Annotated in this window: 16 protein-coding genes and 3 pseudogenes; 8 read left to right on the top strand and 11 right to left on the bottom strand. The window is 67.3% G+C overall.

Annotated elements, in window-relative coordinates:
• Window positions 1-89: 89 nt before the first annotated feature.
• The 4 genes from pknB to IE277_RS47185 all read left to right on the top strand — a co-directional run bounded on the left by pknB (window position 90) and on the right by IE277_RS47185 (window position 3,616).
• A complete protein-coding gene (gene pknB, locus IE277_RS16515) occupies window positions 90-2,084 on the top strand; it encodes a Stk1 family PASTA domain-containing Ser/Thr kinase (RefSeq protein WP_189953043.1) in 1,995 nt (664 codons plus the stop codon).
• A 182-nt stretch (window positions 2,085-2,266) separates the two neighbouring features.
• Window positions 2,267-2,626 (top strand): peptidase inhibitor family I36 protein, encoded by a 360-nt coding sequence (locus tag IE277_RS49530; protein WP_373310801.1) that lies wholly within the window; start codon window positions 2,267-2,269, stop codon window positions 2,624-2,626.
• Between the two features lie 555 nt (window positions 2,627-3,181).
• Complete coding sequence (locus IE277_RS47190; protein WP_229881597.1) at window positions 3,182-3,367, top strand: hypothetical protein; 186 nt, start codon at window positions 3,182-3,184, stop codon at window positions 3,365-3,367.
• Window positions 3,368-3,448: 81 nt separating this feature from the next.
• Complete coding sequence (locus tag IE277_RS47185) at window positions 3,449-3,616, top strand: hypothetical protein (protein WP_229881594.1); 168 nt, start codon at window positions 3,449-3,451, stop codon at window positions 3,614-3,616.
• 20 nt (window positions 3,617-3,636) lie between these two features.
• Here the strand turns inward: IE277_RS47185 and IE277_RS16500 are convergent, their stop codons facing one another.
• The 6 genes from IE277_RS16500 to IE277_RS16475 are packed head-to-tail and all read right to left on the bottom strand — an operon-like array spanning window position 3,637 to window position 7,893.
• Complete coding sequence (locus tag IE277_RS16500) at window positions 3,637-4,392, bottom strand: class E sortase (protein ID WP_189953040.1); 756 nt, start codon at window positions 4,390-4,392, stop codon at window positions 3,637-3,639.
• Between the two features lie 29 nt (window positions 4,393-4,421).
• Window positions 4,422-5,534 carry a class E sortase gene (locus IE277_RS16495; protein WP_189953038.1) on the bottom strand — a complete coding sequence of 371 codons (1,113 nt, stop codon included), beginning with the start codon at window positions 5,532-5,534 and terminating at the stop codon, window positions 4,422-4,424.
• Complete coding sequence (locus tag IE277_RS16490; RefSeq protein WP_189953036.1) at window positions 5,531-6,169, bottom strand: aminodeoxychorismate/anthranilate synthase component II; 639 nt, start codon at window positions 6,167-6,169, stop codon at window positions 5,531-5,533. Before IE277_RS16490 ends, IE277_RS16495 begins: the two co-directional genes overlap by 4 nt.
• Window positions 6,166-6,327 carry a hypothetical protein gene (locus tag IE277_RS16485; protein ID WP_189953034.1) on the bottom strand — a complete coding sequence of 54 codons (162 nt, stop codon included), beginning with the start codon at window positions 6,325-6,327 and terminating at the stop codon, window positions 6,166-6,168. Before IE277_RS16485 ends, IE277_RS16490 begins: the two co-directional genes overlap by 4 nt.
• Before the next feature lie 52 nt (window positions 6,328-6,379).
• Window positions 6,380-7,072, bottom strand: coding sequence for a class E sortase (locus tag IE277_RS16480; protein WP_189953032.1), 693 nt, complete (start codon window positions 7,070-7,072; stop codon window positions 6,380-6,382).
• A gap of 32 nt (window positions 7,073-7,104) precedes the next feature.
• Complete coding sequence (locus IE277_RS16475; protein WP_189953030.1) at window positions 7,105-7,893, bottom strand: DUF881 domain-containing protein; 789 nt, start codon at window positions 7,891-7,893, stop codon at window positions 7,105-7,107.
• Window positions 7,894-8,045: 152 nt separating this feature from the next.
• Between IE277_RS16475 and crgA the strand changes: the two genes are divergently transcribed.
• Complete coding sequence (crgA, locus tag IE277_RS16470) at window positions 8,046-8,300, top strand: cell division protein CrgA (protein ID WP_189953028.1); 255 nt, start codon at window positions 8,046-8,048, stop codon at window positions 8,298-8,300.
• A 245-nt stretch (window positions 8,301-8,545) separates the two neighbouring features.
• Here crgA and IE277_RS16465 read toward each other — a convergent pair whose 3' ends face one another.
• Together IE277_RS16465 and IE277_RS16460 are read right to left on the bottom strand one after the other, a co-directional pair.
• Window positions 8,546-9,436: a rhomboid family intramembrane serine protease gene (locus tag IE277_RS16465; protein ID WP_189953027.1), complete on the bottom strand. Its 891-nt coding sequence runs from the start codon at window positions 9,434-9,436 to the stop codon at window positions 8,546-8,548.
• A gap of 127 nt (window positions 9,437-9,563) precedes the next feature.
• Window positions 9,564-10,097 carry a peptidylprolyl isomerase gene (locus IE277_RS16460; RefSeq protein WP_189953025.1) on the bottom strand — a complete coding sequence of 178 codons (534 nt, stop codon included), beginning with the start codon at window positions 10,095-10,097 and terminating at the stop codon, window positions 9,564-9,566.
• 282 nt (window positions 10,098-10,379) lie between these two features.
• Here IE277_RS16460 and IE277_RS16455 point away from each other — a divergent pair, with 282 nt between their 5' ends.
• Window positions 10,380-11,075 (top strand): DUF5324 family protein, encoded by a 696-nt coding sequence (locus tag IE277_RS16455; RefSeq protein ID WP_189953023.1) that lies wholly within the window; start codon window positions 10,380-10,382, stop codon window positions 11,073-11,075.
• Between the two features lie 197 nt (window positions 11,076-11,272).
• Window positions 11,273-11,440: pseudogene (locus tag IE277_RS49525) on the top strand (DUF2867 domain-containing protein); the annotation flags it as partial.
• A gap of 37 nt (window positions 11,441-11,477) precedes the next feature.
• On the opposite strand, the gene IE277_RS16445 reads toward IE277_RS49525, so the two are convergent.
• Window positions 11,478-11,795 (bottom strand): hypothetical protein, encoded by a 318-nt coding sequence (locus IE277_RS16445; protein WP_189953019.1) that lies wholly within the window; start codon window positions 11,793-11,795, stop codon window positions 11,478-11,480.
• 86 nt (window positions 11,796-11,881) lie between these two features.
• A pseudogene (locus tag IE277_RS49520) lies at window positions 11,882-12,049 on the bottom strand (helix-turn-helix domain-containing protein); the annotation flags it as partial.
• Between the two features lie 148 nt (window positions 12,050-12,197).
• Between IE277_RS49520 and IE277_RS16435 the strand changes: the two are divergent.
• Complete coding sequence (locus IE277_RS16435) at window positions 12,198-13,265, top strand: methyltransferase domain-containing protein (protein WP_189953017.1); 1,068 nt, start codon at window positions 12,198-12,200, stop codon at window positions 13,263-13,265.
• Between the two features lie 16 nt (window positions 13,266-13,281).
• On the opposite strand, the pseudogene IE277_RS16430 reads toward IE277_RS16435, so the two are convergent.
• Window positions 13,282-13,648: pseudogene (locus IE277_RS16430) on the bottom strand (Uma2 family endonuclease); the annotation flags it as partial.
• Window positions 13,649-13,870: the final 222 nt, after the last annotated feature.

The following is a 13,870-nucleotide window of genomic DNA, read 5'->3' as shown; positions in this document are numbered from 1 at the left end:
CGAGCCGGGTACGGTAGGCCCGGACGGCAGCCTCCGGCGGCGCACGACGGTGCGCGGCCGGGACCGACGGAGAGGGCTGGTAGGTAGCTATGGAAGAGCCGCGTCGCCTCGGCGGCCGGTACGAACTGGGCCAGGTGCTCGGTCGTGGTGGCATGGCGGAGGTCTACCTCGCGCATGACACCCGGCTCGGTCGCACCGTGGCGGTGAAGACGCTGCGCGCGGACCTCGCGCGTGATCCGTCCTTCCAGGCCCGGTTCCGCCGGGAGGCCCAGTCGGCCGCCTCGCTCAACCATCCCGCGATCGTCGCGGTCTACGACACGGGCGAGGACTACATCGACGGGGTCTCCATCCCGTACATCGTGATGGAGTACGTCGACGGTTCCACGCTCCGTGAGCTTCTTCACTCCGGTCGCAAGCTCCTGCCGGAGCGCGCGATGGAGATGACCGTCGGCATCCTCCAGGGTCTGGAGTACGCCCACCGCAACGGCATCGTCCACCGTGACATCAAGCCGGCCAACGTCATGCTGACCCGCAACGGCCAGGTCAAGGTGATGGACTTCGGCATCGCCCGCGCCATGGGCGACTCCGGCATGACCATGACCCAGACCGCGGCCGTGATCGGCACCGCCCAGTACCTCTCGCCGGAGCAGGCGAAGGGCGAGCAGGTGGACGCCCGCTCGGACCTGTACTCGACGGGCTGCCTCCTCTATGAGCTGCTGACGGTCCGCCCGCCCTTCGTCGGCGACTCCCCCGTGGCCGTGGCCTACCAGCATGTCCGCGAGGAGCCCCAGGCTCCGTCGGTCTTCGACCCCGAGATCACCCCCGAGATGGACGCGATCGTCCTGAAGGCGCTGGTCAAGGACCCGAACTACCGCTATCAGTCGGCCGACGAGATGCGCGCCGACATCGAGGCCTGTCTGGACGGCCAGCCGGTCGGAGCGACGGCCGCGATGGGCGCCGCGGGCTACGGCGGCTACCCCGACGACCAGCCGACCACGGCGCTGCGCCCCGACGGCGGCGGGGGAGCGACCACGATGCTCCCGCCGATGAACCCGGACGACGGCGGCTACGGCTACGACGACGCCCCGGGCCGCCGCGGCCGCCAGCCGAAGAAGTCCCACACCTCCACGATCCTGCTGGTGGTCGCGGGCATCCTGGTCCTGATCGGCGCGATCCTGATCGGCAAGTGGGTGGCGACCGGCCACAACACGGGGGACGGCAGGGTGCCGGTACCGAACTTCGTCGGCCAGTCCGAGGGCACGGCCAAGAAGATGGCCGAGAACGTCGACCTGAAGGTCAGCAGCTCCCACAAACCCTGCGACAACCAGCCCAAGGGCAATGTGTGCTCGCAGGATCCGGACAGCGGCAAGGTCGCCAAGGGCACCATCATCAATCTGGTCGTCTCGACGGGCGCGCCCAAGGTCACCGTCCCGGACGTGCGCGGCAGCCAGTTCGCCGCGGCCCAGTCCCTCCTCAAGGAGAAGGGCTTCGAGGTCGAGAAGCAGACCCAGGAGTCGACCCAGACACCCGGCGTGGTCATGGACCAGGACCCGAAGGGCGGCTCCAGCCAGGAGAAGGGCACCACGATCACCCTCACGGTCGCCAAGGCCGCGGACAAGGTGACCATCCCGGGCGACCTCGTCGGCAAGTCCTGCGACGACGCGAAGAGCGAGCTGCAGAACCTGGGCCTGGCGCCCGGCGACTGCACCCAGACCCCCACCACCGACCAGACCCAGGACGGCAAGGTCCTGTCGACCAACCCGGCCGCGGGCCAGCAGGTCGCCAAGAACACGCCGGTCGCGATCAACGTCGGCAAGTTCCAGGGCGGCGGCCAGACCCAGGGCCAGGTGCCGAGCGTCACGGGCCAGACCCTGAAGCAGGCCGAGCAGACCCTGCAGCAGAGCGGCTACACGAACATCCAGGTCAGCGGCTCGAACGACGACAAGGCCCGGGTCATCCAGCAGACCCCGACCGCGGGCACCCAGGCCGATCCCGCCACCACCCAGATCGTCCTGACCACCCTGGACATCGGCGGCGGCGGTAACAACGGCGGCGGCGGCTTCCTCGGCGGCAACAACGGCTGACGCCCCATACAGAGGGCTAGATGGGCGTTCCACGCCAATAGGCGTGGAACGCCCATTCTTTCCATACCCTCTCAACGCCCCGACCACGTCAAAGTTGGCCGAAATATCCACACCCCGAAGCGCGGAAAAATATTATGATCGCTTCGCTTCTTGCGGATCAAAACGGCACCCTTGACTAGGAAATGGCGATGAAGAGAAGAGTCATTACCGCTCTGCTGGCAAGCATAGCTTCGGGCGTCTTACTGACAAGCACCACAAACTCCGCTTATGCGGCCCCACCCAGGGAGCCTTCATGCTCCTCCAATATGTGCAGCTGGCCCAAGGCGAATTACAAGGGCGCGGAGACCTGGTCGGGCCTTCACCAGGGGACGTGCTACTTTGACGGCAGAGTACGTTCATTGGTCAATAAGAAGAGGTACAACGTTCGCTACTACCCGGACAAAAACTGCGCCTCAAGCCTTCATTTCGACAGTCCATGGGGCTACTACGATATAGAGGCACAAACCGGGTGGCCCGTCTGGAGCTACAAACGAATCTCATAGGGGTGAAATCACGAGCTTGCCCCAATAGGAATCTATTCCTTCGCCGAGCTTGGCGGGGTAAGTGCGGTGGCACCACGAGTCGAAGCGTAGAACGCCGGGCTACCCCTCACGGTGTTTGCGATAGTCCTGAACCAACGAAGGACCGAAGCCGCAAGAGCAAGTTGCTGCTTCGGTCCTTCGTCGTGCTAAGTGACGGGCTCGGTCGAAGGAGGTCTGTCAGCGCAGTTCGCGCGACGAAGTCCGCTTGCTGTCTACCTTCTCCACCCGGACCAGTTCGCCCCACACCACACACCGATAGTGCTCACATAAAAGCGGGATGCACGTCGTCAGGGCTATGTAGTGCCCCGCCTTTTCCTACACCTTGCGATCGCACAGCAGTTCCTTCGCCGATCGCGTCTTTCATACGCTGCTACTCGTTGATCAGGTGAGGTGAGAGATGGAGTCTCTGCCCCGGTCGTATGGCCACGAGGCGAGTGGGAGGGGGCAGAACGTGATCGACGAAACAGTGCTGCGGAAATCCAGGCCCTGCGCAACAACGTGCTAGATCGCACGGACATGCTCGGCAGAGTCAAGGCGCTGTCACTGCTGCCGGACGGGATGCACGTGACGACGGCGATGGTGGCGGCATACTTCAGCGTCGCTGAGCAGGCTATCCGAGCACTCGTGCATGACCACCGAACCGAGCTGGAGACGAACGGCTACCGGGTCCTGACAGGCGCAGAACTGAGTGACTTCAAGTAACTCAGTGGGATTCGGTCTTACATCCCATCCCTGCCTTCTTCTCCCCGCATCACCCACATCCTCGACAAGACGGTCGTACCAATGTTCAACACCCTGATCGAAACGTCGGGCGAGCACCGGCGGGAACTCATCGCGCTCCGCACCGGCGTCCAGCAGGCTGGAGAAGTGGAGTTCTGGGACCGCATTGGTCATTTTGGAGTAGCGGTCACGCCACTGTGCCACGGGCCCGAAGCCGCAAGTGATGGTTGAGGCTTCGGGCTTTCGGGATCCTAGCTCTGCAGCTCCGCCGGAGGCGTCCGCTTGCTGTCGACCTTCTGGACGCGGACCAGTTCGCCCCAGACCACGTAGCGGTACTCCGAGGTGTATACGGGAGTGCAGGTCGTCAGGGTGATGTAGTGGCCCGGCTTGGTCTTGCCGGATTCTTTCGGGACCGCCGAGAGGACCTTGACGTTGTACTTCGAGGTCTCCGGAAGGATCGAGTAGACCTTGTAGACGTACCAGTTGTCCCGCGTCTCGAAGACGATCGGGTCGCCCGTCCTCACCTTGTCGATGTTGTGGAACTTCGCGCCGTGCCCGTCCCGGTGGGCCGCAAGGGTGAAGTTGCCGTCCTTGCCGGTGGTGGGAAGCGTGGCCTTGGCCGGGTCCAGGTAGTAGCCGGCCACGCCGTCGTTGAGGACGTCCGTGCCCGTGCCCTTCTCCACCAGGACCGCGCCGTTCTTCATCGACGGCACATGCAGGAAGCCGATGCCGTCCTTGGTGTCCAGCGCGCCCGGACCGGAGTCCGTCGTCTGCGCCCAGTGGTCGCGGACCTTGTCGGCACGCTTGTCCGCCTTGCGGTCCGCTATCACGTTCGTCCACCACAGCGAGTAGACGACGAACAGGGCGAGCAACACCCCCGCCGTGATGAGGAGTTCACCGAAGACGCTGACCGTCTTCGCGATCCGGCCGGGCCGACGGCCGCCCGGGGCGGGACTCGGGTCGGACGCGTCCGTGTGTTCTGCGGTGTCGTCGGCGGTCGCTGCCACAGTTTTCTCTGCCCCTACTCGCTGAAGCCCTACTCGATGAGCGCGTCCGGCTTGCCCTTGGCGCGCGGGCGTTCCTCGACCATCTTGCCCCAGACGACCAACCGGTACTTGCTGGTGAACTCCGGCGTGCAGGTGGTGAGGGTGATGTAACGGCCCGGTTCGGTGAAACCCGAGCCCGGCGGAACGGGCGACAGCACGCCCGTGTTGCCCGGCGAGGTCATCGGCAGCGTGCTGGTCACCTTGTACACGAAATATGTGTCCTGCTCCTCGACCACGATCGCGTCGCCGGGCTTGAGCTTGTTGATGTACCGGAAGGGCTCGCCATGCGTATTGCGGTGCGCGGCGAGACCGAAGTTTCCGGTCTTCGCGTCGGGCATCGCCGTCTTCAGCGGGGCCTCGCCGTAGTGCCCGACCATGCCCTTGTTGAGCACCTTCTCGGTGCTGACGCCCTCCGCGATCGGCGCGACCACATCCAGCTTGGGGATGTGCAGGATGGCGAAGCCCTGCCCTGGGGCGAAGACACCCGGGTTGCGCTTGCCGCTGGCCCAGTCGTTCTGCAGCTGGTGCGTCTCGCTGCCCGCCTGCGCCTGGGCACGGATGTTGGTCCACCACAGCTGGTAGGTGACGAACAGCAGCATCAGGACGCCGGTGGTGATGAACGCCTCGCCGATCACCCGGCTCGCGATGACGGCCGGGCTCGCCTTGCGCAGCCGCGCCTGCCGCCGCGCCTCCACCCGGGACAGCGGCCGGCCGGACCCCGCGTCCTCCGGCGGTGTCTCGGCGGTCGTCGCCTCACGGCCGCCGCCATGGCGGCCACCGCGCCGCTTGGCGGCCTTTCTGCGGGCGGCACGGCCGCCGACCGTGGGCCCAGTGGCCGAGGAGGCAGCTGAGGCCGCAGAGGCGCGTATAGGCTCGCTCTCCGGGCCGAGCGGCGCATCGGGAATCCGCAGCGCCATCGTCTCGTCGTCCCGAGCGGGCCGGAACGGTTCCTCGTGCCGCTCGTCATAGTCGTAGGGACCGTAGGGGCCGCCGTACGCCTCGCCGTACCTGTCCCCGTCCCCGTCCCCAAGCGCACCGGAAGCCTCGTACGACTGATCCCCGTACGAGGCATCGGTCTTGCGCTCCGGGCGCAGCGCGGTCACGCCGTGGCCCTGCCCACCACCGGGGCAAGCCCCGCCGACCTCGCCACGGCACCCTGGTCACCGCACTCCACCAGCCAGTTGGCCAGCATCAGATGACCATGCTCGGTCAGCACCGACTCCGGGTGGAACTGCACACCCTCGACCGGGAGTTCGCGGTGGCGCAGGCCCATGATGATGCCGTCGTGGGTGCGGGCGGTCACCTCCAGCTCGGCCGGCACCGTCGCCGGCTCGGCGGCCAGCGAGTGATACCGGGTCGCCGTGAAGGGGGTGGGCAGGCCCGCGAAGACGCCCTTGCCCTCGTGCTCCACCAGCGAGGTCTTTCCGTGCAGCAGCTCGGGCGCCCGGTCCACCACACCGCCGTACGCCACCTGCATCGACTGCATGCCCAGACAGACTCCGAAGACCGGGACGCCGGTCGCGGCGCAGTGGCGGACCATGTCCACGCACACGCCCGCCTGCTCCGGCGTCCCCGGGCCGGGCGAGAGCAGCACTCCGTCGAAGCCGTCCTGGGCGTGCGCCGTCGACACCTCGTCGTTGCGCAGCACCTCGCACTCGGCACCCAGCTGGTACAGGTACTGGACCAGGTTGAAGACGAAGCTGTCGTAGTTGTCGACGACGAGAATGCGCGCACTCACTGGTTGTCCACCGTCACATCGTTGAAGGGCAGCAGCGGTTCGGCCCACGGGAAGACGTATTGGAAGAGGACGTAGATCACGGCCAGGACCAGCAGAAGCGAGATGAGCGCCCTCACCCATACGTTCCCGGGCAGATGCCGCCAGATCCAGCCGTACATGCCGTTCCTTCCGTCTCCCCACGGCACCAGACTCACGCCGTACGGCACCAGACTAGCGGCGCAGAGCTTCCGGTTCGCCTGCCTCCACAGACTGTGTGGAGTCCAGGTGCGCCCAGACGATCAGCCGGTGACTGTGCCCCCATTCCGGATCGCACGTGGTCAGCGTCAGATAACGGCCCGGACGCGTATACCCGGACTTACGTGGCACAGGGTCGATCACCTCAACGTCCGTGGGGACGGTTTTGTAAGGCCCTTTGTCGATCCGATACGTGAACCAGGTGGTCCCGTCCGTGAGGACGACGGCATCCCCGGGGCGCAGCTCGGGGAAGTCCTTGAACGGATCGCCGTAGGTGCGCCGGTGACCGGCCACCGCGAAGTTCCCCTCCTCGCCGAGCCGCGCGGTGCGCGCGTAGTGAGCGAGCCCCTTCTCCAGCACATCCCGTCCGGTGCCCTCCAGGACCGGCTTGTTCCACGTGAAACCAAGCCGCGGGATGTACATGATCGCGAAGGCCTTGCCGTAGCGGTACGGCGCCGGTTTCGTCTCGGCGCCCGGCTTCCGCTCGCCCGCGGCGGCCGCCGGCTGCATGCTCCCCCGCGACCACTGCCGGTGCAGCTGATCGATCTGGTCGTTCATGGCACCGTCGGCCCGCACGCCCGTCCAGAACAGCACATAGGCAACAAAGAGCACGATCAGGGTGCCGACGGTGATGCACAGTTCGCTGACGGTCCGGACGATCACGCGCACCGGCGCCTCCGTGACGGACGGCTGACGGATGGCTACTGCACGGGCTTCGCGTAGTGCAGATCCACTGTGCCCGAGTAGCCGGGAAGAGTCACCGTCCCGTCGTCGGTGACTTTCCAGCCGAGGCCATAGACATTGACGTACACCATGTAGGTCTGGATCGCCTTGCTCGCCGCGAGCGCCTGCTGCAGCTTGTCCGGGTCCCCGACCGCCGTGATCTTGTACGGCGGCGAGTAGACCCGACCCTGGAGGATCAGCGTGTTGCCGACGCAGCGCACCGCACTGGTGGAGATCAGCCGCTGGTCCATGACCTTGATGCCCTGGGCGCCGCCCTGCCACAGCGCGTTCACCACGGCCTGCAGGTCCTGCTGGTGGATGACCAGATAGTCGGGCTGCGGCTCGGGATAGCCGGGGAGCTTGGCGGTGGCGTTGGGCGGGGCGTCATTCAGGGTGACGGTGATGCCGTGCCCGGTCAGCTGCTGGGTGCCGGTGCTCCGCTCCAGACCGCTGAGCTTGCGGTCCTGCGCCTTGGTGCTGCCGTCGTCACTCTCGGCGAGGGATTCCAGGCTCCCGCGCACGGCCGCGTTGGACTCGTCCAGCTCCTTGTTCTTACGGCTGCGCTGCTGGATCAGGTCGGACAGCTTCAGCAGGGAGCCGTCCTGGCGGATGTCGGTGCCCTTGGCCGTGTTGAAGCTGGTGAAGAAGATGAGCCCCGCGAGGGCGAAGACGGCCGCCGTGAGCATCCGCGCAGGGCGAAGACGCGGCCGGCTGCTATAGCCGGAGGCCGTTGATTGCGTCCCGGGGGAGTCGGCAGAATTGCTCAACGTACCCTTATCTCCTTCGGCGCCACGGAAGCACTACGCTAACGGACGCCCGGGGGAGCACACAGAGTCGTCATATTGCGCCCTTGTACGCTGCCCCGAGCCCGACCCAGCTATCTGCGCGGCCACGCAGCGCATCGACAGGAGAGACCCTCGTGCCGAAGTCACGTATCCGCAAGAAGGCCGATTACACGCCGCCGACGGCGAAGCAGACACAGACGATCAAGCTGAACAGCCGTGCCTGGGTCGCGCCGGTCATGCTGGCCATGTTCGTGATCGGTCTGGCCTGGATCGTCGTCTTCTATGTGACCGATGGCTCGCTGCCCATCGACGCCCTGGACAACTGGAACATCGTGGTCGGCTTCGGTTTCATCGCCGCCGGCTTCGGTGTCTCCACGCAGTGGAAGTAGCTCTGCCCAGGGCTATCCACCCAGTTATCCACAGCCGTTTTCCACATGGGGAAAAGAAAGACGATCTGTGGATAACTCATCGAGGGTTGACGCCGGTGTGACTGACCTACCGGCCCCCATACACCAGTTCGCCCCCTGTCTGACCTGCGGAAACACATCCGAGCGACAGGGGGCACAACTGTGCCCGCACGGCATGCACAAGATCCGCCACAGGCTGTGGACAACGGTTCGGTATCAGGTGTGGATCAGGTGAGCTGAGCGGTCCTGACCAGCGTCAGCACCACCACGACGGCGAGTACGACCGCACAGGCGCCGTACTGGACGAGCGTCCGGCGCTCGCGCGGAGCGTGGACCATCGCATAGCCCACGGCGACACCGGCGACGAGACCACCGATATGGGCCTGCCAGGCGATGTTGAAGCCCGGGGTGAAGGTGATGATCAGGTTGATCGCCAGCAGGGCGACCAGCGGGCGCAGGTCGTAGTTGAGGCGGCGCATCAGCACGCCGGTCGCACCGAAGAGGCCGAAGATCGCGCCGGAGGCGCCGAGCGAGGGCATGTTGGGCTCGGCGAGGAGATAGGTGAGCGCGCTGCCGGCCAGTCCCGAGACGAAGTACAGCGCGAGATAGCGGGCGCGGCCGAGGGCCGCTTCCAGGGGGCCGCCGATCCACCACAGGCTGAGCATGTTGAACAGGATGTGGGTGTAGCCGCCGTGCAGGAACATCGCGGTCAGCAGGCGGTAGTACTGGCCCTCGGCGATGCCTTCGACGGGGCCGAACAGGGAGTACTGGGCCCGGCCGATCAGCTCGAAGTGGTTGGTGAAGCTGTCGCCCACGGAGAGCTGCACCAGGAAGACGGCGAGGTTGATGCCGATCAGCACCTTGGTGAGCAGCCGCGGGTCGGCCATGACCGTGCCGCCGGCGAGGGTGCGCGGCTGGGACGCCGTCGGTGCGTGTCCTGTGCCGCTGCCGCCGCGTACGCACTCGGGGCACTGGAAGCCGACCGAGGCGCTGACCATGCACTCGGGGCAGATGGGGCGCTCACAGCGGGTGCAGCGCACGCCGGTCTCACGGTCCGGGTGCCGGTAGCACACGGGCACGCGGTGAGCGTCCTGTGCGGCTGCTGCGGCCTCTTCCATCGGTTCCCCTTGCTTGTCGTGGGCTGCCCCGGCAGTACCCCGCCCCGCTCATCGTTGGTACGGACGAGCGGGGCGTTTGGTTCCCCGTGGGATCGGTCCGGGGAACTCGGTCCGGGGAGCGGTGGGCTCAGCCCTCGCGCGTCTCGATGACGACGGACTCGATGACCACGTCCTTGACCGGACGGTCGTTGCGCGGGTTGGTCTGCGCGCCGGCGATCGTGTCGACCGTCTTCTGGCTGGCCTCGTCGGTGACCTCACCGAAGATGGTGTGCTTGCGGGTCAGCCACGTCGTCGGGGAGACGGTGATGAAGAACTGCGAGCCGTTGGTGCCCGGGCCGGCGTTGGCCATGGCCAGCAGGTACGGCTTGTTGAAGGACAGCTCCGGGTGGAACTCGTCCTTGAACTGGTAGCCGGGGCCGCCGGTGCCGTTGCCCAGCGGGTCGCCGCCCTGGATCATGAAACCGCTGATGACGCGGTGGAAGACCGTGCCGTCGTAGAGCGGCGCGGTGGTCTTCTGACCCGTGCTGGGGTTCGTCCACTCGCGCTGACCCTGGGCCAGCTCGACGAAGTTCTTGACCGTCTCGGGCGCGTGGTTCGGGAAAAGCCGGACCACGATGTCGCCGTGGTTGGTCTTCAGGGTGGCGTAAAGCTGCTCGGCCACGATCTGCCTTCCGTTGTCTTCCTGTGACTCCCCGATCCTCGCACGGTCGCACCCGTACGTCGCCCGGCGCCCACCGGTTCCGCTCGTGGGGCAGCGCTCGGCGGGGATTCGTGGCAGGGTCGACTGCAGGCTCGGGTTGCCCGGTATTCATCCGGAATCGAAGCCGAGGGAGCGATCGGCACCCATATGCCCGTCCTCGCATGCCGTATGGACGGCAGGGATGCATGATCCGTAAAAGGGTGGAAAGTCGAAATACCGTACGCCACCGAGGAGGAGGAACCCGTGACCCGCAAAGACAGCGTGCGCGCCGCGGCCGGCTCGGCGAAGGACAGCGTGCTGCACGCCGCGGAAGTGGTGGCGCCCTACGCCGACACGGCCAAGGAGCGTGCCGCGCTCTATGCGCAGGAGGCACGCGTACGGCTGGCGCCCGTGGTGTCGCAGGCCGCCGAGCAGGCCCGCGTGCAGTACGACGCCCGGCTCGCCCCGCGTCTGGAGCAGGCTCGTACGCATGTGCCGCCGATGATGGACGCGGCCGCGCAGGAGGCCGCCGTCCGTGCCCGCAAGGCGGCCCGGCAGGCCGCCGAGTACTCGCGTCCGAGGATCGAGCAGGCGGTGGCCGCGGCCGGTCCGGTCCGTGACGAGGCCGCCGCACGGGGCGCCGCCGCCCTGGCCGCGCTGCGTGGCCAGGTCTCGGCGGAGGAGATCCAGAAGCTGGCCCACAGAAATGAGCGCCGGTGCCGGGCCGGCCGCGCCGTGAAGGCACTGGCGTTGCTGACGGTGCTGGCCGGTGGTGCCTTCGCCGCCTGGAAGTGGTGGGACAAGCAGGCCAACCCCGACTGGCTGGTCGAGCCGCCCGCGGCGACGGAGGTGCCCGAGTCGGGCGGCCGGCTCAGCTCGGTGGACGGCAGCGGTTCGCTGCTGGACCCCGAGGTCCAGGCGAAGCAGGCCGAGGACGAGGCAACGAACGACGACGAGTAGTCCGGTCCGAGCAGGGATCGGGTCGAGGCGGGGATCCGGTCCACGCGGGGACCGCTGGAGACACCTGACGACCACAGGTCAAAGACCACAGGCAGCCGAACGGGCCGTGGGGCAGGGCAAGTTGATGCTCGTCATGCCCCACGGCCCGTTTCACGTGAAACCGGCCTGCACAGTACGGTCCCGTACGGAGCGGCCATCTCGGCTTCCGCGCCTGTGTGCACGTCGCCCGCAGCGGTGAGGGACTCCAGCTCTCGGTCGCCACCGTGGTGCACCGGCACAGCCTGTTCGGGCGGCTGTATTTCCTTCCGGTCCGCGTGGTGCACCCCATGATCATCCGATCCATGCTGCGACATACGGCGGCTTGAGCGCGCCGTACCGCCGGCATGGTCGGCCGGCCCCGGGTCAGCCGAGGGAGGGCAGCAGCCGGTTCCGGACCGACTGCTGGAAGTCGCCCCCGTCGGCCCCCGCGGGGACCAGCTCCGGGTCGGTGCGCCGCAGATGGAGGACGCCGAGGTGGACGGCGTAGAGCGAGAGCGCCGACGACTCGGCCTCCGACGGCTGCAGTCCGGTCTCGGTGAGCAGCTGCCGCAGGATGTCCAGCCGGCGCCGGTGCGTCTCCGCGAGGACCTCACGGACCTCGGGGCGCGCCGCGTCGGCCTGCAAGGCGATCTCGATGCCCCGGGAGGGGCTGTCGAAGACGTACTCCAGCAGCGCGGACACTTCGCGGCGGGATCCGGCAGTTCGGCCAGCGAGGCGGCCACCCCGTCGGTCGTCGCATCGCGCCAGTGCCGCAGCGCGGCCTTCACCAACGCGTCGCGGTTGGCGAAGAACCAGTAGAAGCTGCCCTTGCTGGCCCCGAGTTCGGCGGCGAGCGGCTCGATGGCGACCGCACGGACGCCACCGTCCGCCATCGCGCTGATCGCCGCGTCGATCCAGTCCTGTGCGGTGAATCGCGCCTTCTCCGTGCGTGCCATGCTCAGTCCGCTACCGTACGGAGCCCTTTCCCACGCTCGGGTCCGGCCGCCCTGTGGCGGTCCGGCCGTATGAGATCCTGGACATTGTGTCGAGAATCTTCGCAGGCAGCAGGGGTGGCCTGCGCGACGTACACGCAGGGTCCGGAGGATGAAGGTGCTCAGGGAAATCGACCTGGCCTCCCCGGTACGCGGCCATCTTCACCTGGAAAGCCTGCCGGGCGTCGTGGACCGTCTCCTCCAGCACTGTCATGACATCGGTGCGCCGGCACTGGCGAATATCCGCCGTACCAGCGACTCGGTGCACTTCGACTTCGACGGATCGCTCCAGCAGTTGATGCCGTTGCGGATGTTCTCGTCTCTTTCGGTCGTCCTGGACGAGACGGAGCACGCCCGGGTCGACGGCTTCGCCGACGCCCTGGCGCGGCTGAAGGAGTCGACGGACGACGGGGTCATCGGCGCGCTGTCGGGCCCGCCCGCCTACCGGGTGGACCGCATCGAGGGCCGTGACGCGTTCATCGACGGTGTGAGCGGCACGCTCGGCTGGAAGAACGACCCCAGGGCCTGGGACATCAACATCGCCGAGCATGGCCGCTTCCTGGTGGCCGAGGTCGGCGCCCTGCACCGCTCGCGCCGCTACCCGAAGCTGCACCGCATTCCCGCGTCGGTGAACCCGGTGGTCGCGAGCCTGCTCGTGCAGCTCGCCAAACCCGAGGCGGACAGCACGGTGTACGACCCGTTCTGCGGCTCCGGAACCCTCCTCACGGAGACCGACGCGGTCGGCAAGGGCGGCTTTCTGCTCGGCACCGACATCTCGCTCAAGGCACTGCGGGTGGCCCGGCTCAACCTTGAACTCGTCCGCACACCGCATCTGCTGGCCGAGGCGCGGGCCGAGCTCATGCCCCTGCCCTCGCAGTCCGTGGACCGTGTCGTCTCCAACATGCCGTTCGGCAAGCGGGTGGGTTCGCACGAGGTGAACAGCCGCCTGTATCCGGAGTTCCTCGCCGAGCTGGCCCGGGTGCTCCACCCGAAAGGACGAGCCGTCCTGCTCACCGAGGACAAGAAACGCTTCCAGCAGGCCGTTCAGGAGACCCGCCGGATCCATGTGATCAAGGAGGTCCAGGTGACGAGCGGAGGCCTGCACCCCACCGCGTACGTGATCGAGTACACCCAGAAGTCCCGGCGCATGGACCGACGGCGCAAGCGCCAGGGCCAGTAGGCCCGCGGCACCGGGGTCAGACCCGGCCCAGGTCGGTCTCCACCGCGAAGGGCGCCGCCACCTTCACGACACCGGTGAAAACCTCTCCGTCCCGGTAGGCCTTCGTCGCGGGGTCGAGAACGTAGGTGTACACGAGAGGGACGCCTGTCGCGGCCTGCTCGATCCGCCGGTAGAAGCCGATGCCTGCCTTGGCGTACTGGTCGACCTTCACGATCCGGTCCGTCGTCTCCGAGCCCGGCGACACCACCTCCGCGACGAGCAGCACGTGCTCAGGGCGGGTGGGGGTGATGTCGATCGTGTCCGAGCGGTACACGATCGACATCCGGGCGGCGGTTGGTGAGCGGGACGTCCTGAAGCCGGACGTCGAAGTCCGTGTCGGCATTTCCCACTCATGCCCCTCCCTGTCGGCCGGCAGCCGCCCAGCGAACCCGCGACAAGCGAGGAACCGGCACGGGGCATCCGTCACCAGCGGATCCGGAGCAGGCGGCCGGCCGGGTCCTGGCCACCAGGACACGCCCATGCACGTTCGTATCCCTGCATCACCCGCGCGGGAAGGTCGACGCGCCCTCCGTCGAGCACATCGCGGCGGTGCTCGCTGACTGAGC

This window comes from Streptomyces alanosinicus, from assembly GCF_014650595.1.
Taxonomy (GTDB): domain Bacteria; phylum Actinomycetota; class Actinomycetes; order Streptomycetales; family Streptomycetaceae; genus Streptomyces; species Streptomyces alanosinicus.
The sequence above is the reverse complement of the archived record's forward strand: the minus strand, read 5'-3'. Positions and strand labels throughout refer to the sequence as shown.